The following is a 24944-nucleotide window of genomic DNA, read 5'->3' as shown; positions in this document are numbered from 1 at the left end:
TTGCCCCTTGAATATAGGATATAAAATCTTTCACACTTTCCTCCGCTAGTTTCAGCTAGATCAGGTTCAAAGGGTTTGAGTTGTACTCATCTCAGTTAAAAACACCCCTAGTGCATGTGCTTATTTAATTTAATCTCAATGTATAGCTTTTAAATATAGATGTCAAGAGACTTAAAATAAGACAAGGCATATCATAGTGATGTAAAGTGCGTGAAAAGAGGAAATTGACAAAAGCGCGTTATTTAAAAGGTAATTGATGAGAAAAAATGATTTTTTAAAATTGGTAAAGGATAACCTCTTTACAAATATTAGAAGAACTGGTATCATTATTTCTTGTAGAAAATAAATACTTATGAAATTAAAAGGAGAGAATATAAATGGCAGTTAAAATTCGTTTAACACGTTTAGGCTCAAAAAGAAATCCATTCTATCGTATCGTAGTTGCAGATGCGCGTGCACCACGTGACGGGCGTATTATCGAACAAATCGGTACTTACAACCCTAACAATGTAAATGCAGCAGAAGTTAAAATCGACGAAGAATCAGCACTTAAATGGTTAAAAGACGGTGCTAAACCGACTGATACAGTTCACAATATCTTATCAAGAGAAGGTATTTTGAAAAAATTCGACGATCAAAAATAAGTTTTAAACTTATTAAACAAATATAGTGTTTGTAAGAGTACCGTTTTAGGTGCTCTTTTTTTAATGGAAAATATTATAATCAGTGCTTTAACATAGTTGAGAATAAGAAAATTTTCTATTGAGGAATGTATTACTATGTTAGATTTATACATGTTATAATAATTAAATAATACATAAAAATTACACAACACTTATAAGATACATTTATCGGAGGCACATATATGAAAGTTGAAGTTGGAAAAATTGTTAATACACATGGCATTAAAGGTGAAGTGAAAATAAAGTCTAATTCTGATTTTACAGATAAACGTTTTCAACCAGGAGGAATAGTTGAAATAGCACGTAAAGATAAAGCGCCACTTGAATTTAAAATTGCTTCATATCGTATGCATAAAGGACTGCATATGCTTACGTTTGAAGGTATCAATAACATTAATGATATCGAGTACCTAAAAGGTGAAACACTTTTACAAGAACGTGATCATGAAGAAATAGAACTTGGAGAACATGAATTTTATTATTCAGATATCATTGGCTGTACCGTTTTTAATGAAGATACTCCAATTGGTCGTGTGATTGAGATATTTGAAACAGGTGCAAACGATGTGTGGGTAGTCAAAGGCGACAAAGAATACCTCATTCCTTATATCGCGGATGTGGTCAAAGAGATTGATGTAGAAGGTAGACGTATTCAAATCACGCCTATGGAAGGATTATTAGATTAATGAGAATCGACTATTTAACATTATTTCCTGGCATGTTTGAAGGTGTTTTAAACCAATCTATTTTAAAACGAGCCCAAGAAAAAGATTTGCTACAAGTAAATACAGTGGATTTTAGACACTTTGCTGAAAACAAACATAATCAAGTGGATGACTACCCATTTGGAGGCGGTCAGGGAATGGTGTTAAAGCCGGAACCGATATTCAATGCAATGGATAGTATTGAGCGAACAGAAGACACAAGGGTCATTTTAATGTGTCCTCAAGGTCGTCCCTTTACTCAAGCAATTGCTAATGAACTCAGTCAGGCAGAGCACTTAGTATTTATTTGCGGGCATTATGAAGGCTACGATGAAAGAATCCGTGAACATTTAGTCACTGATGAAATTTCAATGGGGGACTATGTATTGACTGGTGGTGAGCTACCGGCGATGGTAATGACAGATGCGGTAGTTAGACTTTTACCTGGTGTTTTAGGTAATCAACAATCTCACATGGATGATTCCTTTCAAGATGGTTTATTAGAGTTTCCACAATATACACGACCACGTATATACAAAGATTTGAATGTACCAGACGTTTTATTATCAGGTAACCATGCCCACATTGATAACTGGCGTTATGAACAGAAAATTTTAAGAACATGGGAAAAACGTCCGGATTTATTAGAACAGTATCCGTTGACTAAAAAAGACCAAGAAATTATAGAAAGATATAAAAAGCAATTGAAAAAAGATTAGTAGTATGCTAATATATTTTAAGTGTGCGACACACGAAAATCACTATGGTCCGCTGCTATATTTTGTCTAGGCAAGAACATAGGTTGAAGGAGAGAAAAATAATGAGTAATCACAAATTAATCGAAGCAGTAACTCAATCGCAATTACGCACAGATATACCTTCATTCCGTCCAGGTGACACTTTAAAAGTTCACGTACGTATTGTTGAAGGTACTCGCGAACGTATCCAATTATTCGAAGGTGTAGTTATTAAACGCCGTGGTGGAGGAGTTTCAGAATCTTTCACTGTACGTAAAATATCTTCAGGTGTTGGTGTGGAACGTACATTCCCATTACACACTCCAAAAATCGAAAAAATTGAAGTTAAACGCCGTGGTAAAGTACGTCGTGCTAAATTATACTACCTACGTGAATTACGTGGTAAAGCTGCTAGAATTAAAGAAATTCGTTAATCAGCAAATTAGACATAAAAAAGCGATTCCCCAATGGGAGTCGCTTTTTTTGATGCATATATATATAATATAAGCTACATTAGGTTGTCTTGCTAGAAAAACAATTTTAGTCGAAGTTTCTAGCAAACCTAAGTAGCTCATTAAAGAGGTTGAGATAAAATACATGTTCTCAGCCTCAATTATTATATTGGCAGTGGCTGACTGAACTGAAAATGCGTTTATATCAAGCTTTTAAAGCACTACTACTTCATTTATGAAGACAAGTAGTTCTTATGCAAGAGCTAAAGCGCTTGTATTTCATTTTCTAGTCAGCTTTGCCGGGGTGAGACGACGAAATCTTGTTAGAAAAATTAGATTTCTGTCTTACTACCTTTAGCGTATAAGAAAATAACAGATTTAGCACTTTAATATTATGCTTAATTTTTTGGTTTAATCCATTTCGTGAATCCAATACTCAATATAATACCTAGAACACTTAAAACTACCAAGATAGTTGTATGTGGTGGCGTATACTTGAGTTCTATTTTTTCTTGCCCCTTTTCAACGGGGATTACGGTCATTATGCCATTGCCTTGTTTTACAGGGAGTGTTTTATCATTGGCATACGCCTTCATACCATCACGATATGCCATTGGTAAGACAAGATAGCCTTCGTCATTTTTGTCTTTTTTAATTGTATAACCAGAACGTTGCTCAGACACTTGTACATTATCTAACGCTTTAGATGCTTTATTTAAAGTTTCATAGTTTTCACCGTAAATGCCTTTAATATTAAAGCGATATTTACCTTGTGACAATTTAACTTGTAGTTTTTCATCTGCTTTTACACGCATTGTAACAGGCGTGACAAACCGACGATATTTATAAGTCAATTCATTACGACTTTGATTGTATTCGTTCACACCGACGTCATGTTGCTTGTCAGGGCTTAATAGTTCAACATCCATTTCTATATACATATCTTTGTATTTATTTGCAATGGAGGATGGTAGGGTGTAAGTTATGCCACCTTTGTCTTTTGTCACTGTAAGCTTTCCGTCTTTATCTCTATGCGCATTATTTAATGAGGTAGAGGTTTTGTCTAATAAATTTTCATTAGACTTAATTTGGCTGTTTGGTTTAGCATCTTTATCGTTGAACACGACACCTTGTAACATTGCTTGTTCTTTATCAAGCGGTGATTTAAGATCTTTCGAATCATACACCTTGTTGGTTATATGAGCACTTGGATATTTAATTTCGTTTGTTGAATGAATAAATGACTCTTTTTTTGAATGATGAATCGTATCTTTAGGTTCAAAACCGAAAGACATATTCGAATCATCTGGTCGACGTATACGATCATTAACGTTCCACAATGCCATTAAATTCGCTCTATTTGATAATAATCGATAAGTACTATTTTTATCAGTATGCATATTAATTTGTAATGTCTGATCATAATATTTTAATATGTCACCATCAAAAATACTTGAATATAAAGCAATACCATTAAAATGATAAATCATTGGTGAATTAAGACCATATTGCGACATATAATCAATTCTACTCAGTGGATCATCATTATGCCGTTGATTAATCTCGTCTATTTTCTTAGATAAAGCAGGACTTTTATATTTTGAAGCATGCATAGCTGATTTGGTTGATTCATAATTCCTTACATTATTGTAGTGATGATTAGAAAGAATCATACTTTGTTGAACAATAAATAATACTAATAATACTGCTAAAGGCCAACGTTTTTTTAGTAGAGACCTTTTAAATAAAAGTATCCCGATAAAAATCATAATAATGAGACAAGCGAGCATCCATGTCATTTTTTCTTTTTCAACTATAATTGTCATGATTGACATGAACAGCAAGGCGGGGGCACATGCTAAGATATATGGCTTGAGTTTTAATTCTGAAATGTGTTGAATAAACAATGCAATTAATCCTGCTGTGGCGAAAGCAAATATGTAAACCCATCTGCGTTCGGGTGTCGAAAAGCCATTAAACATACTATCAAAATAGGGTGTCAATGAACCAACCAACATAATCCAAATCATAATTGCAAAAAATCTATAATAATAATGTTTATATAACTTAAATGATAGCAATGCTACTATAGCGATAATCGAAACAGTGATATAAAACCCATTACTAAAAAAGTGTTTTTGTCGTGCAAAATCTGTAAACATATTTATTTTAAAATGTGGATTGCTTACTCGATCATTGTTGAAAAACGAAGTAACCCCGGTATAGAATCCCCAAATACTGACTAGTGTACTTAATACTATTGCTACAGGAATAATCCATAATTTTTGCTTGCGAGTGACGATATCACTCGGGTGGGGGAATACTAATCTATAAAAGTAATATGCAAATAGTACAAGCGATTCATAATAACTAAAATAGAAATTTGAAAATAAAGTTAGAGCTACAGCAAAAATAAATAACCCTATTTTCTTTTCTCTATAAAATCGTTCAATAGCCAATAAGGAGAGTGGAAGAAAAATAAGCAAGTCTCCGTAATATGACCAAGTAAAATTAAAATAAATTACTACTGTTGAGGCACCATATAACATAGAAGCCAAAAAAACAGCATGGCTATTAAATTTTATATATCTAAAATAGTAAAAGGCTAGTACGAACGTTACTACACCTTTTACAAAAGCAACAATCAGTTGGTTACTTGCCCAATACGTGATGTTACTTGGATTACTATTAAATAACACTTCTGATAGCCAGACAAAAATAAAATTAATCAAAGTAAATGGCGAAGTAGCATAATAATAAGCTAAATCTTTTACATAATCGCCACCTAACCCAAATGAATGATCATAAAAACTTTTGAATTGGCTAAAATGTTCATACAAATACATTTGAAATGGCATCATTTGTCTATAGCCATCACCACTCCCGCTAAAAACGAGCCCTTCAGTTAAATAACGAAAGATATATGGTGTGAATGTTAGTAAAGCAACGCCTATACCTAGCGCAACAATACAAATAAATCTTGTAACTTTGTGGGCCCAAAGTTTACGAAACATCGTCATACCTCATCTCTGACAAACTCCTTTTAAATATTAATTTAAATTGCGCTGTGTTTTTTTATTTATGTGAATGCACCAAGCTACACTCAAGATGATACTTATGACTGAAAGTGCGATCATAGTATACCAATATTGTGGTTTGTATTTAATTGTAATTTCACTGCTATCTTTATTTACAGGCACACCTGTCATCATATAATTTACTTTTAATGGTCTTACTTTTTTACCATCTACGTATGCAGTCATACCTTTTCTATAAGGAATATTAATAGAAGCAATACCTTTCTTATGGGGACCTAATATTACTTTAACGCCATTTTTGATATCTTGATAATGCCCCACATTGTTCTGTGTGCTATGTGCGGTTTCAAGCTTTTTATAATTTTCTCCATGTAAACTTTGTAATTCAAATTCATAATTACCACTAGGGCTAAGTGCAATGTTTATATCACCATTTTTATCTGGTTGTGTTCTATAAAGTTGTGTATCAACCCCAGTACGATAAGTAGAATTGTTGAATAACCGATTGTTCGAATAACCGTTTATATTTACAGAAAAATTACTATCAGGTTTGCCTCTTTTAACTTTTAGCGTCACGTAAAAATCTTTATATTGTGATCTAATGTTTTTTGGAACATGGATTTGTACTTGTCCCTGTTTATTATTGTTAGGAATATATATTTTTTTATCTGTTTTATGATTCATATTTTGATAGGTGATTTTGGTTTGATTTAATAAGTTTTCAGCTTTATCTGTGTATGTTTTACCCTCATTATTTAAAATTATTCCATCAATCATTGCATGTTCTCTATCTATAGGTTCTTTAAGTTCTTGTGCATCAAAGACTTGATCTGAAACACGCACGGATGGCAAGTTTAAAGTATTTTCATAGATTTGGTATTGTCCATCTTTTTTAACTTTTTTGAAATGTGCAGGCACGCTATTTTGGTAATCTTTTAACATTAAATAACGAACAGATAATAAACTATTAATGTTTTGTCTACCATTCGTTGATTGGTATCTACTTACAGATTCTTCTTTCATATTAATTTTCAAATCATCGTAATAATAATCAAGTATATTGTGGTCAAAAATACTTGAATAAAGACTCATTCCCTTAAAATGCTGATACATCGGTGTATTATCTTGCTCATTAACGCGCCAATCAATCCGCTCATCTTCAGATTTTTCTTTTTTCATATTAGTAACTAACTGCTGCTGAAGCGGTGTGTTAAAGAGACTGGCATTAACATAATAACTATTTGCGCGTTGAACATGATCATCAAAATAAATTTGATTGCGTATAAATACGATAGACACTAAAACAGAAAGTATCATAATAGACAATATAAAGAGATGCGTTAATTTCGTTCTTATTTTAGGTTCTTTAACGAAAAGTATGAGTAAACCAATCACACTAACTATAGGCATATACCATAGCCACGAAACAAACTTGTCATATTGCCAAGCACTTGCAAAGATAAACCCTAGAGCGACTATAGAGGATAATATATACGTTTTTAAAGGTAATGTTCGGAAATATTTTACATAAAATCCTATTAAAATGGCCGAATTAAAAGCAATGAGATAGTGCCAGCGTTTTTGTGGTGCTGAAAAGCCATTAAATAACTGATCTACAAAAGGTAGAAAGCTAGCACAAATTGAAATCAAAGTAAAAATTGCGAATAATTTGAAATAAAAATGCTTATATAATTTGAATGATAGCAATGCTTGAATCGTTAAGAAAAGTATGACGATTAAATAATTGTCATAAAATATATTTGTATTTTGGTTAAAAGGTTCAAATAAGTCTACATCTCCATCAAAAGGGATACGTCTATTATTAAAGTAACTTTGTATTGCTGGAAAAAAGAAAAACAAACTGCAACCTAGTGCAAATAATGCTGAAATGCATAATGTCATTAATGCGTTGAATCTAGTTACGAGATCATTCTTATGTTTGAAAACCATCCTAGACATAAAATATAAAAGACCTGTTATTAATTGATAATAAGCAAAATAAAAATTATTAATTAATGAAATGGTTACGATAATTATAAAGAAACCTGGTTTACCACTTTTTAAGAAGCGTTCGATTGACCATAGTAGTAACGGTAACCATATAAAATCGTCGCTAAAAAATGGCCAATAAACTGTGAACCTAAAATAAAGTGGTGACATTACAAAAATAAATGCTGATAATACGGCTATTTTGCGATTGTGTGAAACATATTGAACATAGATAAATGTTGCTATCATTGCTATAGAAGATTTAATTATAGAAACGACTAAGGCATTTGTCATCCAAAACATCACATCAGAGGTATCCATCGGTATGATTACTTTAAGTAAGACAATGATAATGACGTTCAAAATAAATATAATATTTGTCGAAAAGTAATAACTTAAGTCAGTAAAAAAGTCTCCGCCTAGACCAAAGTCAGAAGCATAAAACCAATTGCCATGACTCCAATTATCAAACAAATACATTTGAATTGGCACCATTTGTTCCATACCATCATTAGGCCCTGTAAATAAAACGCCATCATGGATAAATCTATAAATAACATAACTGTGTCCAATAACAGCTAGTAATAAGAATAAACATGTGTACAAAAATTTACGCTTCATAAACGACTCCTGTATATGTAATAAATATAATTCCATTGTAACGATATTTTATGAATTAAGATAAAAATAACTATTATTTATTTAGAAAAATATAATTCATTAAGTCTTAAGCGTTTTAAAAGTTAAAGAGGATAAATAAAAAATAAACGAATTTTAATCGTTTTTAGAGATCTAAACGTGGTGTCTAAAATAAATTGAAGTATATTACTAAATAATGTTGTAAAATTAAAGTTAATGAGATAATAATGACATTATTTTATTTATATCGTTATAGGTGACGTGTTATGATTTTAAAGTCAAAGAACAGAAGATGAAATTAAAGCACAAGTGTAAAATTAAAACTTTTAATTAAATAGAACGTAAATAGAGAAAGGTGATATATATATGGTAATTCAATGGTATCCAGGCCACATGGCTAAAGCAAAAAGAGAAGTATCCGAAGAGTTAAAGAAAGTAGATGTAGTGTTTGAACTTGTAGATGCACGTATCCCTTACAGTTCAAGAAATCCAATGATAGATGAAGTAATACAACAAAAACCACGTGTAGTCATTTTAAATAAAAAAGATATGGCAAATTTAAAAGAGCTAGTAAAATGGGAAAACTATTTTAAAGGGAAAGGTTTTTATCCTGTAGCTATTGATGCAAAACACGGCAAGGGTTTAAAACTCGTAGAGCAAGCAGCAATAAAAGCAACAACAGAGAAATTCGAAAAAGAAAAGCAAAAAGGATTAAAACCACGTGCTATTAGAGCGATGATTGTTGGTATTCCTAACGTTGGAAAATCAACATTAATTAATAAATTAGCAAATAAATCTGTCACTAAAACAGGTAATACGCCAGGCGTAACAAAACAACAACAATGGATTAAAGTAGGAAAATCATTACAATTGTTAGATACGCCAGGTATTTTATGGCCTAAATTTGAAGACCAATTAGTTGGAAAGAAATTAAGTATCACTGGAGCTATCAAAGATAGTATTGTGCATTTAGATGAAGTAGCAATTTATGGTTTAGAATTTATGAAAGCACACGACTACGAAGGGTTAAAAGAACATTACAAAGTCGATGTGCCAATCGATGCAGAGAACCTAGAGTGGTTTGATGCTATAGGGCGCCGTCGTGGATTATTAAGACGTGGTAATGAAGTTGATTATGAAGCGGTTATTGATCTAGTTATACATGAAGTGAGAAATGCCAGAATCGGCACTTACACTTTTGATATCGCTAGTGAAATGGACGTGTAAATATATTATGAGTCAAACCATTCAACAAATTAAATTATTGTTACAAGATATTCATTCGTTAGAAATTTTAAAAAATCATTCTGTTAATGACGATGATCGTAAAGGTGTACAAAACGCAATTGTTTCTAGAAGAAAACAATTGGAAAAAGTTCAAAAATTACTAGAAAATTATAAAGAGATGTCTCATTATGAAAATGAAATACTATCTGATGATGACAAAGCGTTAGTTTGTGGCATAGATGAGGTGGGAAGAGGGCCATTAGCTGGTCCTGTTGTTACTTGCGCAGTTATTTTAAATAAAGATCACCATTTCACAGGTTTAAATGACTCAAAACAACTCTCTGCAAAGAAAAGAAATATTTTGGAAGAACAATTGCTATCAAAAGTATATGCATATGCGTATGGTGTGGCAACAGTTGAGGAAATAGATCAAATTAATATTTATGAAGCAACTAAATTGGCAATGATAAGAGCAGTTGAGGCTTTATCTATTAAGCCTACACATTTACTGATAGATGCGATGACACTAGATGTAGATATTCCTCAAACATCCTTAGTTAAAGGAGATGCTAAAAGCGTATCTATAGCAGCAGCAAGTGTATTAGCCAAAGAACATAGAGATAGATATATGCGTGAACTTGCAGTTAAACACCCAGGTTACGGTTTCGAAAAAAATGTTGGGTATGGTACTCAACAACATTTAGATGGTATTAAGCAACACGGCATAATAAATGAACACAGAAAAACTTTTGAACCAATTAAATCACTTTCAAATTAATGGTAAAAAACAAAAGATTTAAATAACTGGGCTAAATGAGTTTACAACAGCGCTTACATTTCATATAATTAGTTATGAACTTAACCTAAGAAACAGGAGGATGGAGAATGAATATCCACGAGTATCAAGGTAAAGCATTATTTCGTACTATGGGCGTTGCTGTCCCAGAAGGACGCGTAGCGTTCACTGCTGACGAAGCGGTAGAAAAAGCAAAAGAATTAAATTCAAAAGTATATGTGGTAAAAGCACAGATTCACGCTGGGGGTAGAGGTAAAGCAGGTGGAGTTAAAATTGCTAAATCACTATCTGAAGTTGAAACTTACGCTAAAGAATTATTAGGTAAGACGCTTGTAACACATCAAACTGGTCCTGAAGGTAAAGAAATTAAACGCCTTTACATAGAAGAGGGCTGCGATATTCAAAAAGAATATTATGTTGGATTTGTAATTGATCGTGCGACTGACAGTGTTACTTTGATGGCATCAGAAGAAGGCGGAACTGAAATTGAAGAAGTTGCTGCTGAATCACCTGAAAAAATATTCAAAGAAACTATTGATCCTATTGTTGGTTTAGCACCATATCAAGCTAGAAGAATCGCTTTTAATATTAATATTCCAAAAGAATCAATTAATAAAGCAGCTAAATTTTTAGTTTCACTTTATAATGTTTTCATCGAAAAAGACTGTTCTATTGTAGAAATTAACCCATTAGTAACAACTAATGATGGTGATGTTTTAGCATTAGATGCAAAAGTTAACTTTGATGATAATGCATTATTTAAACATAAAGATATCCAAGAATTACGCGATTTAGAAGAAGAAGATCCAAAAGAAATCGAAGCTTCTAAGTACGATTTATCATATATTGCATTAGATGGAGATATCGGTTGTATGGTAAATGGTGCTGGTTTAGCTATGGCAACTATGGATACAATTAACCACTTTGGCGGCAACCCGGCAAACTTCCTAGATGTAGGGGGCGGTGCAACTAAAGAAAAAGTTACTGAAGCATTTAAAATCATTTTAGGTGATGACAACGTAAAAGGTATTTTTGTTAATATCTTTGGTGGAATCATGAAATGTGACATTATTGCTGAAGGTATCGTTGCTGCAGTTAAAGAAGTAGAACTTACTTTACCGCTTGTTGTACGTTTAGAAGGTACAAATGTTGAAAAAGGTAAAGAAATTCTTGAAGATTCTGGCTTAGCAATTGAATCAGCTGCAACTATGGCAGAAGGCGCACAAAAAATCGTAAAACTTGTTAAAGAAGCGTAGGAAAGGATGGGAGCACTAAGATGAGCGTATTTATTGATAAAAATACAAAAGTAATTGTACAAGGTATCACAGGGTCAACTGCCCTTTTCCATACAAAACAGATGCTTGAATATGGTACACAAATTGTTGCTGGGGTGACACCAGGTAAAGGCGGACAAGTAGTAGAAGGTGTACCAGTATTCAACACAGTTGAAGAAGCACAAAAAGAAACAGGTGCTACAGTATCTGTTATCTATGTACCTGCGCCATTCGCAGCAGATGCAATTTTAGAATGTATAGATGCAGAATTAGATTTAGCTATCTGTATTACAGAACATATTCCAGTAATTGATATGGTTAAAGTTAAACGTTACTCAGAAGGTAAAGAAACACGTGTTATTGGACCTAACTGTCCGGGTGTTATTACTGCTGATGAATCTAAAATTGGTATCATGCCAGGCTATATTCATAAAAAAGGTCACGTAGGTGTAGTATCTCGTTCAGGTACTTTAACTTATGAAGCTGTACACCAATTAACTGAAGAAGGTATTGGTCAAACAACAGCTGTAGGTATCGGTGGCGATCCAGTCAATGGTACAAACTTTATTGATGTGCTAAAAGCATTTAATGAAGATGATGAAACAAAAGCAGTAGTTATGATTGGTGAAATCGGTGGAACAGCAGAAGAAGAAGCTGCTGAATGGATTAAAGATAACATGACTAAACCTGTAGTAGGTTTCGTCGGAGGACAAACAGCCCCTCCAGGTAAACGTATGGGCCATGCCGGTGCGATTATTTCAGGTGGTAAAGGTACTGCTGAAGAAAAAGTTAAAACACTTAATAATTGTGGTGTTAAAACTGCAGATACACCATCAGAAATTGGTACAACATTAATTGATGCCGCTAAAGAAGCAGGCATCTATGAGCAATTATTAACTGTAAAACAATAATTGTATTGTAACAACCCAGCACAAATTCCGAAAATATGTCGGAGTTTGTGCTATTTTAAGTATTCAAACATTTTAGATAAAATAATACTTGCGGTTGATAGGGATAGATGTTCTTTTCTTATCAACCGTTTTTTGTTGTATAAAATTTTTATGATTTATAAAACTGAAAGATTCAATTTGTAGAAGAGATGTTTTATGTTGAATAATCTTAATTTTATAACACTTGTTATATCTACTTTTATAATAGAAGAAAAACGATTGGAAATTTGTAGAGCTTAGCTAAAAGTAATACGTGCATAAATTTTATTTTAGTCATTAAAATATAAGAAAATTCTAGTTTGAAGTGAATTTAAAATAGAGAATTACTCCTTAAAATCTTGTTACTTTTCACTAGAAAAAGATGTGGTTTTGTAATCTAAACCATTGCTGTTTTCCATTATAATTGAGGTGAAAAGGAGAATCATTATGAGAGAACACCAATATTTAAAACTACGTTTTTCAGGTTTAACGACCCACCAAATACATCAACTGTTAAGGTATAATTCTAATTTTTTAGACTATAATCAAGTGGAACAAAATCAACTACTCAAACAATTTTTAAGTACATTAAAAACAAAGAGAAAAATAGAAATTTATGAGCAATATCTAAATATAGAAGTTAAAAACATATTAACAATGTTACGACAAAGGAATTTAAAGTACATTTCAATAGAGCAGTCTTCATATCCCATATTACTTCGTGAAATCTATGAACCACCACTCATCCTTTTCTATAAAGGAAAGATATCTTTAATGCAATCTCCTCAAACTCTTGCTATTATAGGGTCAAGGCATGCGACAGAATATAGTCAAAAAGCGTTGAACCTTCTTTTTCCTTCATTAAAAAAAGAAAACTTAACTATAATCTCTGGCTTAGCTAAAGGCGCAGATAAAATGGCACACGAACTCGCTCTATCAATGAACATGTCTGCAATTGCAGTACTAGGTTTTGGCCATTTACAACATTATCCAAAAGAAACATTTGAAATTAGAAAACGATTAGAAATCGAAGGACTTGTAGTAAGTGAATACCTTCCTTTTCAGAGACCGCAAAAGCATCATTTTCCTGAGCGTAATAGAATAATAAGTGGATTGTCAAAAGGTATATTGATTACAGAATCTAAAGCAAATAGTGGAACATGTATTACAACAAATTTTGCCTTAGAACAAAATAGAGAAGTATACATACTACCAGGTTCTATCTTTAATCCGATGACTGAAGGGAATTTATTAAGTGCTCAAGAAGGAGCAAAAATTGTATTAAAAGCAAGTGATATATTAATAGATTATAATTGAAATTTATTTGAATCTAATGGACATTAAATGGAAGTTTATTAATGAAAGAAAAGGCATTTTATAATTATGAAATTACGATGACATTTGTTTTGTTTTTTTAGTCAATATTCTGAGAAATCCAGGTAACTTAAAATTAAAAACATTGACAAAAACAAAATAGACCGTTTATCATTTATCTTTGTAATTAGAAATGCAAGGGGGTAACTACTTTGACAGAAAATTTAGTCATAGTTGAATCGCCTGCAAAAGCTAAAACCATTGAAAAATATTTAGGTAAAAAATATAAAGTTATCGCATCTATGGGGCATGTTAGAGACTTGCCACGTAGCCAAATGGGCGTAGATGATGAAAATGATTTTGAGCCAAAATATATTACGATACGCGGCAAAGGTCCAGTTGTTAAAGAACTTAAAAAACATGCTAAGAAAGCAAAAAAAATATTCTTAGCGAGTGACCCTGACCGTGAAGGTGAGGCAATTGCTTGGCATTTGGCGAACATATTAAATTTAGAAGAATCAGTAGAAAATAGAGTAGTATTTAATGAAATAACAAAAGATGCCGTGAAAGATAGCTTTAAACATCCTAGAGGCATAGAAATGAATCTTGTTGACGCTCAGCAAGCGAGACGTATATTAGACCGTTTAGTTGGTTATAATATTTCACCAGTACTGTGGAAAAAAGTTAAAAAAGGTTTGTCGGCTGGACGTGTCCAATCTGTAGCACTTAGATTAGTTATTGATCGTGAAAATGAAATCAGAAACTTTAAACCTGAAGAATATTGGAAAATTGATGGTGAATTTAGATACAAGAAATCCAAATTCAATGCCAAATTCCTTCATTTAAAAAACAAGCCATTTAAGTTAACGAATAAAGATGATGTAGAAAAAATTACAGCACAGCTAGATGGAGATCAGTTTGAGGTAACGAAAGTAACGAAAAAAGAAAAAACACGTTATCCAGCTAATCCATTTACAACATCAACATTGCAACAAGAAGCTGCGCGTAAATTGAACTTCAAAGCCCGAAAAACAATGATGCTAGCGCAACAATTGTATGAAGGTATTGATTTGAAACGACAAGGTACAGTCGGTTTAATCACATATATGCGTACAGATTCAACAAGAGTATCTGATCAAGCTAAATCTGAAGCGAAAAGTTATATTGAAGAAACATATGGTAATAACTATTTGTCAAATCGTAAAGCTAAAGGACAACAAGGCGATCAAGATGCCCATGAAGCAATCAGACCATCTGGAACATTGCGTACACCAAATGAAATGAAAAATTATTTAACACGTGATCAACACAGATTATACAAATTAATTTGGGAACGTTTTGTAGCAAGTCAAATGGCCCCTGCGATTCTAGATACTGTTGCTATGGATTTAACACAAAATGATTTGAAATTCCGTGCGAACGGACAAACGATTAAGTTTAAAGGGTTCATGACATTATACATTGAAACTACAGACGACGATGAAGGCGGTAAAGAAAATAAATTACCTAAAATTGAAGAAGGCGAAATGGTTACAGCAACTAATATTGAACCTTCTCAACATTACACACAACCACCACCGCGTTATACTGAAGCGCGTTTAGTAAAAACAATGGAAGAATTGAAAATTGGACGACCATCTACGTATGCACCGACAATAGATACAATACAAAAGAGAAATTATGTAAAAAATGAAAGTAAGCGATTTGTTCCAACTGAACTAGGTGAAATCGTTCATGAACAAGTGAAGGATTATTTCCCTGAAATCATTGATGTCGACTTTACTGTAAACATGGAGACATTATTGGATAAAGTAGCTGATGGCGAAATTCCTTGGAAAAAAGTAATTCGTGATTTTTATAGTAGCTTTAGCCAAGATGTTGAACGTGCAGAAGAAGAAATGGAAAAAATTGAAATTAAAGATGAACCAGCTGGAGAAGATTGCGAACTATGTGGATCACCAATGGTAATTAAAATGGGACGCTATGGTAAATTCATGGCATGTTCTAACTTCCCAGACTGTCGTAACACGAAAGCAATTATCAAAACGATTGGCGTGACTTGTCCTAAATGTAAAGAGGGCGATGTCGTTGAACGCAAATCTAAAAAGAACCGTATTTTCTTCGGCTGTTCAAAATATCCTGAGTGTGACTTTGTTACATGGGATAAACCTGTAGGTCGTGATTGTCCTAAATGTGAACAATATCTTGTTGAGAAAAAACAAGGACGTAAAAGTCAGGTTATTTGTTCAAACTGTGATTATAAAGAAGAACTGCAAAAATAAACAATCATATCATTTATTAATTACTGCGTAATTCAAACGTACATTACGAATATTGTTAATAATTCTATAAGCAACTAACGACACATATTTATAATGTAGACGCATATATCTATAATTATGATATGATGTCGTAGTTGCTATTTTTAATGTATTGGAGGAAATTAAATGACTCAAACTGTCAATGTTATAGGGGCTGGTCTAGCCGGTTCAGAAGCAGCATATCAATTAGCTCAAAGAGGGATAAAAGTTAATTTAATAGAGATGAGGCCAGTGAAGCAAACACCAGCACATCATACTGATCAATTTGCAGAGTTAGTTTGTTCAAACTCATTACGTGGCAATGCATTAACAAATGCAGTTGGTGTTCTTAAGGAAGAGATGAGACGCCTTGATTCACTTATTATTAGTGCAGCAGATAAAGCAAGAGTACCTGCTGGTGGTGCCTTAGCAGTAGATCGACATGATTTTGCTGGTTACGTTACAGAAACTTTGAAAAATCATCCCAATGTAACAGTGTTAAATGAAGAAATTAACAGCATACCTGATGGTTACACTATCATTGCTACAGGTCCATTAACTACAGAAAAATTGGCTGCTGAAATTGTTGAAGCTACTGGTGAAGATCAATTGTATTTTTATGATGCCGCAGCTCCAATAATTGAAAAAGAAAGTATAGATATGAATAAGGTATATTTGAAATCTCGTTATGACAAAGGTGAAGCAGCATATCTGAACTGCCCAATGACTGAAGAAGAATTCAATATATTTTATGATGCATTAATGGAAGCAGAAGTTGCACCAGTAAATGAATTTGAGAAAGAAAAATACTTTGAAGGGTGTATGCCCTTTGAAGTTATGGCAGAACGTGGGCGTAAAACTTTATTGTTTGGACCTATGAAACCAGTAGGGCTAGAAGATCCTAAAACAGGTGAACGTCCATATGCAGTTGTACAATTGAGACAAGATGATGCTGCAGGTACATTATATAATCTTGTAGGTTTCCAAACACATTTAAAATGGGGGGCACAAAAAGACGTTATACGTTTAATCCCTGGTTTAGAAAATGTAGAAATCGTAAGATATGGTGTGATGCATCGAAATACATTTATTAACTCGCCAGATGTGTTGACAGAAAAGTATGAGTTGATAGGTAGAGAAGAAGTTCATTTTGCTGGTCAAATGACTGGCGTTGAAGGTTATGTTGAAAGTGCAGCAAGTGGTTTAGTAGCAGGCATCAACGTAGCTCATAAAATTAAAGATAGAGGCGGCGTAGTATTTCCAAGAGAAACAATGATTGGAAGTATGGCTTATTATATTTCTCATGCTAAAAACGAGAAAAATTTCCAACCAATGAATGCGAATTTTGGTTTACTGCCAACTTTAGAAAAACGTGTTAAAGATAAAAAATTACGTTACGAAAAACTTGCAGACCGCGCATTATCATATTTAGATAATTATAAGCAAACTTTATAAAATATTCGTGGATATAACCATTTTCTAAAAATTTTGTAAGTTTGACTCAATTTAATAGTTATTTTTCGCAGTCCCCTTCATCAATATGCTACAATTCATATTGATGGAGGGGTTTTTATTGGAAGAAATCCAACAGGCATATTTATTTATGTTAAAAGTTGAACGACAGTTTTCAGAGCATACTTTAAAGTCATACCACGATGATTTAGAACAGTTCAATGTATTTTTAAAACAAGAATATTTAGAACTATCTGCATTCGAATATAAAGATGCAAGAAACTATCTAAGTTATTTATATTCGAAAAACTTGAAAAGAACCTCAGTTTCTCGTAAAATTTCTACGCTGAGAAGTTTTTACGAATATTGGATGACACAAGATGAAAAAGTTATAAATCCATTTATTCAATTAGTGCATCCCAAGAAAGAACAATATTTACCACACTTTTTTTATGAAGAAGAAATGGAAGCTTTATTTGACACTGTTGAAAAAGACCCGAAAAAAGGTTTGAGAGATAGAGTGATTTTGGAACTTCTTTATGCAACAGGCATAAGGGTTTCGGAGTTAGTCCATATAAAAGAGTCTGATTTAGATATGAATTTACCTGGTGTGAAGGTGTTAGGTAAAGGTGGTAAAGAACGCTTTATTCCATTTGGAGAATTTTGCAAGCAAAGTATAGAACGATATTTAGAATTATTTAAACCTAAAATTAAAAATGATCATAATTATTTATTAGTAAATATGAACGGTGCGCCTATCACAGAGCGTGGCGTTCGTTATGTGTTAAACGATGTTGTAAAACGTACAGCTGGCGTAACGGATATTCACCCACATAAATTAAGACATACATTTGCAACACACATGCTTAATCAGGGTGCTGATTTACGTACCGTTCAATCATTGTTAGGTCATGTGAATTTATCAACTACAGGTCGTTACACACATGTTACAAATGAACAATTAAGAAAAGTATATTTAAACGCACATCCTCGTGCAAAAAAGGAGAATTAGATTATGAGTACATCTATTCACGCGACAACGATTTTTGCAGTGCAACATAACGGCCATTCAGCAATGGCAGGTGATGGACAAGTAACACTTGGTGAACAAGTGATTATGAAACAAACAGCACGAAAGGTTAGACGCTTATACAATGATAAAGTTTTAGCCGGATTTGCAGGAAGCGTTGCAGATGCATTTACATTATTCGAAAAATTCGAAACTAAATTACAACAATTCGGTGGTAATTTAGAAAGAGCCGCAGTTGAATTAGCTCAGGAATGGAGAGGTGACAAACAACTGCGTCAACTAGAAGCAATGCTAATCGTTATGGATGAGGATTCAATCCTTGTAGTAAGTGGTACAGGAGAAGTAATCGCACCAGACGATGCTTTAATAGCAATTGGTTCAGGAGGCAATTACGCATTGAGTGCAGGAAGAGCCTTGAAACGTCATGCCACAAATTTAACTGCAGAAGAAATGGCTTATGAAAGTTTAAAAGTTGCGTCTGATATTTGTGTATTTACAAATGATCAAATCGTAGTTGAAAAATTATAAAAATTGAAACTAAAAAAGCACAATGAAAAATAAAAATGTATAATCGTAAAAATTTAGGATATAGTAATAATAAATAAATTTACAAATAATTTTTAGAATAATTGAAATCAAAATTACGGAGGTAATTTATCTTATGGAAACGACTGGCATTAAATTAACACCAAAAGATATCGTTTCAAAATTGAATGAATACATTGTTGGGCAAGATGATGCAAAGCGCAAAGTAGCAATTGCATTAAGAAATAGATATAGACGAAGTCTTTTAGCTGAAGAAGCTAAACAAGAGATTGCACCCAAAAATATTTTGATGATCGGACCAACAGGTGTAGGTAAGACGGAAATAGCAAGAAGAATGGCTAAAGTTGTAGGTGCACCTTTTATAAAGGTCGAAGCAACTAAATTTACAGAAGTAGGCTACGTAGGTCGAGATGTTGAGAGCATGGTAAGAGATTTAGTTGACGTAGCTATTAGACTAGTTAAAGAACAAAAGAAAGCTTTAGTTGAAGAAGAAGCGAAACAAAAAGCAAATGAAAAATTAGTAAAACTTTTAGTACCTAGCATGAAGCAAAAAGCGAATAATACGAATAACGGTGGGAATAACCCTCTAGAATCACTATTTGGTGGTTCGATGCCAAACTTTGGTCAGAATAATGATGAAGAAGAGGATACACCTACAGAAGAAATCAAGACAAAGCGTTCTGAAATTAAACAACAATTGTTGAATGGTGAACTAGAAGAAGAAAAAGTAAGATTAAAAGTAGAACAAGACCCAGGTGCTATGGGCATGTTAGGCACAAATCAAAATGAACAAATGCAAGATATGATGAAACAACTCATGCCTAAGAAAAAAGTTGAACGAGAAGTTCCTGTACAAACAGCGCGTAAAATATTAACTGACCAATTTGCCGACGAACTGATTGATCAAGAATCAGCAAATCAACAAGCAATTGAACTTGCCGAGCAAATGGGTATTATATTTATTGATGAAATCGATAAAGTTGCAACAAATAATCAAAATTCAGGTCAAGATGTGTCTCGACAAGGCGTTCAGAGAGATATTTTACCAATACTTGAAGGTAGCATGGTACAAACGAAATATGGTACTGTTAACACTGAACATATGCTATTTATTGGTGCTGGAGCATTCCACGTTGCTAAACCAAGTGATTTAATTCCTGAGTTGCAAGGTCGTTTCCCAATTCGTGTTGAATTAGAAAGTCTTTCAGTAGAAGATTTTGTACGAATCTTGACTGAACCGAAATTATCACTTATCAAACAATATGAAGCGCTACTTCAAACAGAAGAAGTGACAGTCAACTTTACCGATGACTCGATTAAACGTCTGGCAGAAATTGCGTTCCAGGTAAACCAAGATACTGATAACATTGGCGCACGTCGTTTGCATACTATACTTGAAAAAATGCTTGAAGATTTATCATTTGAAGCACCAAGTATGCCCAATGCGGTTGTAGACATCACACCACAATATGTTGATGATAAGTTGAAATCAATTTCAACAAACAAAGATTTAAGTGCATTTATTTTATAATATAAATAAAAAGGAGAAGGAATATGAGCTTATTATCGAAAACTAGAGAATTAAATACACTTTTGCAAAAGCACAAAGGTATTGCCGTTGATTTTAAGGATGTAGCACAAACAATAAGTAGTGTAACAGTAACAAATGTATTTATTGTGTCTAGAAAAGGAAAGATTTTAGGGTCAAGCTTAAACGAATTGTTGAAAAATGATCGTATTATACAAATGCTTGAAAATAGACATATCCCTAAAGAATATACGGATAAACTAATGGATGTTAGAGAAACACAATCTAATATTGATATAGAAAACGTATTATCTGTGTTCCCACCAGAAAATAAAGATTTATTCAAAATTAGCCGAACTACAATTTTTCCAATTTTAGGTGGCGGTGAAAGATTAGGTACTTTAGTACTTGGACGTGTTCAAGAAGATTTCTCTGAGAATGATTTAGTTCTTGGTGAATATGCTGCCACAGTTATTGGTATGGAAATATTACGTGAAAAACATAGTGAAGTTGAACAAGAAGCAAGAGACAAAGCTTCTATTAGCATGGCAATTAATTCTTTATCATATTCTGAAAGTGAAGCAATCGAGCATATCTTTGAAGAATTAGGCGGTAAAGAAGGATTACTTATTGCATCAAAAGTTGCTGATAGAGTAGGTATCACACGTTCAGTTATTGTTAACGCTTTGCGTAAACTTGAAAGTGCTGGTGTTATTGAATCACGTTCTTTAGGAATGAAAGGTACATTTATTAAAGTGAAAAAAGAAAAATTCTTAGATGAGCTAGAAAGAATTAAATAATCGATACGTAAATTAATTTAAAAATATATCATCAAAAAGAGCGTCTAAATCATAAGACTTTTAGATGTTCTTTTAATGTGTGAAATAGTAATGTGAAAGTATTGCTTTATAAATACAAATATGATATATTTATTCACGGCTATGAAGCCAATACGCACACAAAAAGTGCAAGTATAAAGGGTGCGATATTTAGTTATCGTGTTTATATGAGCTTTTTGTGGAGGTAATAAACCAATAGGAGGATTTTAATTATGGCAGTAATTTCAATGAAACAATTACTAGAAGCAGGCGTTCACTTTGGTCACCAAACACGTCGTTGGAACCCAAAAATGAAAAGATACATTTTCACTGAAAGAAACGGTATTTACATTATCGATTTACAAAAAACAGTGAAAAAAGTAGAAGAAGCTTATAACTTCATTAAACAAGTATCAGAAGATGGCGGAAAAGTTTTATTCGTTGGTACGAAAAAACAAGCGCAAGACTCAGTGAAAGCTGAAGCAGAACGTGCGGGTCAATTCTATGTAAACCAAAGATGGTTAGGTGGAATCTTAACTAACTATAAAACAATTTCTAAACGTATCAAACGCATCTCTGAGATTGAAAAAATGGAAGAAGATGGCTTATTCGAAGTATTACCTAAAAAAGAAGTTGTAGAACTTAAAAAAGAATACGACCGTTTAATCAAATTCTTAGGCGGAATTCGTGATATGAAATCAATGCCTCAAGCATTATTTGTAGTTGACCCTCGTAAAGAGCGCAACGCAATTGCTGAAGCACGCAAATTACACATCCCTATCGTTGGTATTGTGGATACTAACTGTGATCCAGATGAAATTGATTACGTTATCCCAGCAAACGACGATGCTATTCGTGCCGTTAAATTATTAACTGGTAAAATGGCAGATGCGATCTTAGAAGGTCAACAAGGTGTATCTAATGAAGAAGTAGCAGCAGAACAAAATATTGATTTAAAAGAATCAAAAGAAGCTACTGAAGCAGGAACAACTGAAGAAAACACTTCTGTTGAATCAAACTAAGAATAATGTAAAATGGGTGATAAGATATTCAAGCTTATCACCCTTTTTTAAAAACAAATATATTAAAATTCATTAAATAATGGAGGAATATGAAATGGCAATTTCAGCTAAACTTGTAAAAGAATTACGTGAAAAAACTGGTGCAGGTATGATGGACTGTAAAAAAGCTTTAACAGAAACTGATGGTGACATCGACAAAGCTATTGATTACTTACGTGAAAACGGTATTGCAAAAGCTGCTAAAAAATCTGACCGTATTGCGGCAGAAGGTTTAGTTCATGTTGAAGAAAAAGGCAATGAAGCAGCAATTGTAGAAATTAATTCAGAAACTGACTTCGTAGCTCGTAACGAAGGTTTCCAAGAATTAGTGAAAGAAATTGCTAATCAAGTATTAGAAACAAAGGCTGAAACAGTAGAAGCCTTATTAGAAACTACATTAGCTGATGGTAAATCAGTAGACCAACGTGTTAAAGAATCTATCTCAACTATCGGAGAAAAATTAAGTATCCGTCGTTTTGCTATTAGAACAAAATCAGACAATGATGCTTTTGGTTCTTATTTACACATGGGCGGACGTATCGGTGTGTTAACTGTAGTTGAAGGTTCAACTGATGTCCAAGCAGCTAAAGACGTAGCTATGCACATTGCTGCAATCAACCCTAAATATGTTTCATCTGAACAAGTAAGCGAAGATGAAATCAATCACGAAAGAGAAGTTTTAAAACAACAAGCACTAAACGAAGGCAAACCAGAGAAAATTGTAGAAAAAATGGTTGAAGGTCGTTTACGTAAATATTTACAAGAAATTTGTGCAGTTGACCAAAACTTTGTAAAAGATCCTGATCAAACAGTTGAAGCTTTCTTGAAATCAAAAGGTGGAAAACTTGTTGACTTCTTACGTTATGAAGTAGGCGAAGGCATGGAGAAACGCGAAGAAAACTTTGCTGACGAAGTAAAAGGACAAATGAAATAATTTTTCATAGTTAAAACAAGAAAGAAGACACCTTTGTGCTCCGTATGAAAGATTTACTTTTGTATTGGAAGACCTATTGTGTCTTCTTTACTTGTATCAATTACATATTTTTACAATAGAGAGGATAAGACAATGGCTCAAACTTCTAAATACGATCGTGTTGTTTTAAAATTAAGTGGCGAAGCACTAGCAGGTAACGATGGATTTGGAATTAATCCAATTACGATTAAAAGTGTGGCTGAACAAGTAGCCGAAGTTGCAAAGATGGATTGCGAAATTGCAGTTATCGTTGGCGGAGGTAATATTTGGAGAGGTAAAACGGGTAGTGACCTAGGCATGGATCGTGGTACTGCTGATTATATGGGTATGTTAGCTACGGTAATGAATGCTTTAGCGCTACAAGATAGCCTTGAACAATTAGAATGTGACACACGCGTTTTAACTTCAATTGAAATGAAACAAGTTGCAGAACCATACATTCGTCGTCGTGCAATTAGACACTTAGAGAAAAAACGTGTAGTTATTTTTGCAGCGGGTATTGGTAATCCATACTTCTCAACTGATACTACAGCAGCTCTACGTGCGGCTGAAGTTGAAGCCGATGTTATCTTAATGGGTAAAAATAATGTGGATGGCGTTTACTCTGCTGATCCAAAAGTAGACGCTAATGCTATTAAGTATGAACATCTTACTCATATTCAAATGTTACAAGATGGTTTACAAGTAATGGATTCAACAGCATCTTCATTCTGTATGGATAATAACATTCCGTTGAATGTATTCTCAATTACTGAAGAAGGTAATATTAAACGTGCAGTAATGGGTGAAAAAATAGGAACAATAATAACAAAATAATTAGAGGTGTATGAGAATGAGCGACATTATTAATGATACGAAATCAAAAATGCAAAAATCTGTTGATAATCTTTCAAGAGAATTAGCTAATATTAGTGCCGGAAGAGCCAACTCCAATTTATTAAATGGCGTAAATGTTGATTACTATGGTGCTCCAACACCAGTTCAACAACTTGCTAGTATCAATGTGCCAGAAGCACGTTTATTAGTAATTGCACCATATGATAAATCATCTGTCGGTAATATTGAAAAAGCTATCAATGCTGCTAACTTAGGTGTGAATCCTTCAAGTGACGGAGAAGTTATACGTATTGTTATTCCAGCATTAACTGAAGATCGCCGTAAAGAGCTTGTAAAAGAAGTTAAGAAAATTGGCGAAGATGCGAAAGTAGCAGTTAGAAATGTTCGTCGTGATTCAAATGATGTACTTAAAAAACAAGAAAAAAATGGCGATATCACTGAAGATGATTTAAGATCACAAACAGATGATGTACAAAAATTAACTGACAACTCAATTAAAGAAATTGATAAATTATTAGAAGAAAAAGAAAAAGATATAATGTCAGTATAAACATGGTAATGATGATTATACTTCTATTCACTCATTAAGGTATATAATTACTTATAGTTAGAGCTTG

Annotated in this window: 21 protein-coding genes and 1 riboswitch; of the genes, 19 read left to right on the top strand and 2 right to left on the bottom strand. The window is 33.2% G+C overall.

What is annotated here, in order from left to right; all coding sequences use genetic code 11:
* Positions 1–20: 20 nt before the first annotated feature.
* Positions 21–119, bottom strand: a riboswitch (TPP riboswitch).
* Positions 120–377: 258 nt separating this feature from the next.
* From rpsP to rplS, 4 genes are all read left to right on the top strand, one after another.
* The gene (gene rpsP / locus SOJ_RS09515; RefSeq protein WP_002507875.1) at positions 378–644 is read left to right on the top strand and encodes a 30S ribosomal protein S16; all 267 of its coding nucleotides are present in this window, start codon (positions 378–380) and stop codon (positions 642–644) included.
* Positions 645–865: 221 nt separating this feature from the next.
* The gene (rimM, locus tag SOJ_RS09510; RefSeq protein WP_002507874.1) at positions 866–1369 is read left to right on the top strand and encodes a ribosome maturation factor RimM; all 504 of its coding nucleotides are present in this window, start codon (positions 866–868) and stop codon (positions 1367–1369) included.
* Positions 1369–2106 (top strand): tRNA (guanosine(37)-N1)-methyltransferase TrmD, encoded by a 738-nt coding sequence (gene trmD, locus SOJ_RS09505; RefSeq protein WP_002507873.1) that lies wholly within the window; start codon positions 1369–1371, stop codon positions 2104–2106. The genes rimM and trmD overlap by 1 nt, the downstream gene beginning before the upstream one ends.
* A gap of 101 nt (positions 2107–2207) precedes the next feature.
* Positions 2208–2558, top strand: coding sequence for a 50S ribosomal protein L19 (gene rplS, locus SOJ_RS09500; protein WP_002507872.1), 351 nt, complete (start codon positions 2208–2210; stop codon positions 2556–2558).
* Between the two features lie 416 nt (positions 2559–2974).
* Here the strand turns inward: rplS and SOJ_RS09495 are convergent, their stop codons facing one another.
* A complete protein-coding gene (locus SOJ_RS09495; protein WP_002507871.1) occupies positions 2975–5590 on the bottom strand; it encodes a YfhO family protein in 2616 nt (871 codons plus the stop codon).
* Between the two features lie 36 nt (positions 5591–5626).
* Positions 5627–8224: a YfhO family protein gene (locus SOJ_RS09490; protein ID WP_002507870.1), complete on the bottom strand. Its 2598-nt coding sequence runs from the start codon at positions 8222–8224 to the stop codon at positions 5627–5629.
* Between the two features lie 384 nt (positions 8225–8608).
* Here SOJ_RS09490 and ylqF point away from each other — a divergent pair, with 384 nt between their 5' ends.
* The 15 genes from ylqF (at position 8609) to frr (ending at position 24877) form a co-directional block, all read left to right on the top strand.
* Positions 8609–9469: a ribosome biogenesis GTPase YlqF gene (gene ylqF / locus SOJ_RS09485; protein WP_002507869.1), complete on the top strand. Its 861-nt coding sequence runs from the start codon at positions 8609–8611 to the stop codon at positions 9467–9469.
* Positions 9470–9476: 7 nt separating this feature from the next.
* The gene (locus tag SOJ_RS09480) at positions 9477–10247 is read left to right on the top strand and encodes a ribonuclease HII (RefSeq protein WP_002507868.1); all 771 of its coding nucleotides are present in this window, start codon (positions 9477–9479) and stop codon (positions 10245–10247) included.
* A 107-nt stretch (positions 10248–10354) separates the two neighbouring features.
* A complete protein-coding gene (gene sucC / locus SOJ_RS09475; RefSeq protein WP_002507867.1) occupies positions 10355–11521 on the top strand; it encodes an ADP-forming succinate--CoA ligase subunit beta in 1167 nt (388 codons plus the stop codon).
* 20 nt (positions 11522–11541) lie between these two features.
* Complete coding sequence (sucD, locus tag SOJ_RS09470; protein ID WP_002507866.1) at positions 11542–12450, top strand: succinate--CoA ligase subunit alpha; 909 nt, start codon at positions 11542–11544, stop codon at positions 12448–12450.
* 465 nt (positions 12451–12915) lie between these two features.
* Entirely contained in the window at positions 12916–13785 is an 870-nt protein-coding gene (gene dprA, locus SOJ_RS09465) for a DNA-processing protein DprA (protein WP_002507865.1), read from the top strand.
* A 209-nt stretch (positions 13786–13994) separates the two neighbouring features.
* Positions 13995–16064 (top strand): type I DNA topoisomerase, encoded by a 2070-nt coding sequence (gene topA, locus SOJ_RS09460; RefSeq protein ID WP_002507864.1) that lies wholly within the window; start codon positions 13995–13997, stop codon positions 16062–16064.
* Between the two features lie 165 nt (positions 16065–16229).
* A complete protein-coding gene (trmFO, locus tag SOJ_RS09455) occupies positions 16230–17537 on the top strand; it encodes an FADH(2)-oxidizing methylenetetrahydrofolate--tRNA-(uracil(54)-C(5))-methyltransferase TrmFO (RefSeq protein ID WP_002507863.1) in 1308 nt (435 codons plus the stop codon).
* Positions 17538–17655: 118 nt separating this feature from the next.
* Positions 17656–18546 (top strand): tyrosine recombinase XerC, encoded by an 891-nt coding sequence (gene xerC, locus SOJ_RS09450; RefSeq protein ID WP_002507862.1) that lies wholly within the window; start codon positions 17656–17658, stop codon positions 18544–18546.
* Between the two features lie 3 nt (positions 18547–18549).
* Positions 18550–19092 carry an ATP-dependent protease subunit HslV gene (gene hslV / locus SOJ_RS09445; protein WP_002507861.1) on the top strand — a complete coding sequence of 181 codons (543 nt, stop codon included), beginning with the start codon at positions 18550–18552 and terminating at the stop codon, positions 19090–19092.
* A 133-nt stretch (positions 19093–19225) separates the two neighbouring features.
* Positions 19226–20641: an ATP-dependent protease ATPase subunit HslU gene (gene hslU, locus SOJ_RS09440; protein ID WP_002507860.1), complete on the top strand. Its 1416-nt coding sequence runs from the start codon at positions 19226–19228 to the stop codon at positions 20639–20641.
* Positions 20642–20664: 23 nt separating this feature from the next.
* Entirely contained in the window at positions 20665–21438 is a 774-nt protein-coding gene (codY, locus tag SOJ_RS09435; protein WP_002507859.1) for a GTP-sensing pleiotropic transcriptional regulator CodY, read from the top strand.
* A gap of 251 nt (positions 21439–21689) precedes the next feature.
* Positions 21690–22478: a 30S ribosomal protein S2 gene (rpsB, locus tag SOJ_RS09430; RefSeq protein WP_002507858.1), complete on the top strand. Its 789-nt coding sequence runs from the start codon at positions 21690–21692 to the stop codon at positions 22476–22478.
* A gap of 94 nt (positions 22479–22572) precedes the next feature.
* Complete coding sequence (gene tsf, locus SOJ_RS09425; protein WP_002507857.1) at positions 22573–23451, top strand: translation elongation factor Ts; 879 nt, start codon at positions 22573–22575, stop codon at positions 23449–23451.
* A gap of 132 nt (positions 23452–23583) precedes the next feature.
* The gene (gene pyrH, locus SOJ_RS09420) at positions 23584–24306 is read left to right on the top strand and encodes a UMP kinase (protein ID WP_002507856.1); all 723 of its coding nucleotides are present in this window, start codon (positions 23584–23586) and stop codon (positions 24304–24306) included.
* Positions 24307–24322: 16 nt separating this feature from the next.
* Positions 24323–24877, top strand: a complete 555-nt coding sequence (frr, locus tag SOJ_RS09415; protein ID WP_002507855.1) for a ribosome recycling factor — start codon at positions 24323–24325, stop codon at positions 24875–24877.
* Positions 24878–24944 lie beyond the last annotated feature (67 nt).

Origin of the sequence: Staphylococcus sp. OJ82, assembly GCF_000294465.1 — a bacterium.
Taxonomy (GTDB): domain Bacteria; phylum Bacillota; class Bacilli; order Staphylococcales; family Staphylococcaceae; genus Staphylococcus; species Staphylococcus equorum.
This window is presented reverse-complemented; position numbering and strand designations above follow the sequence as displayed.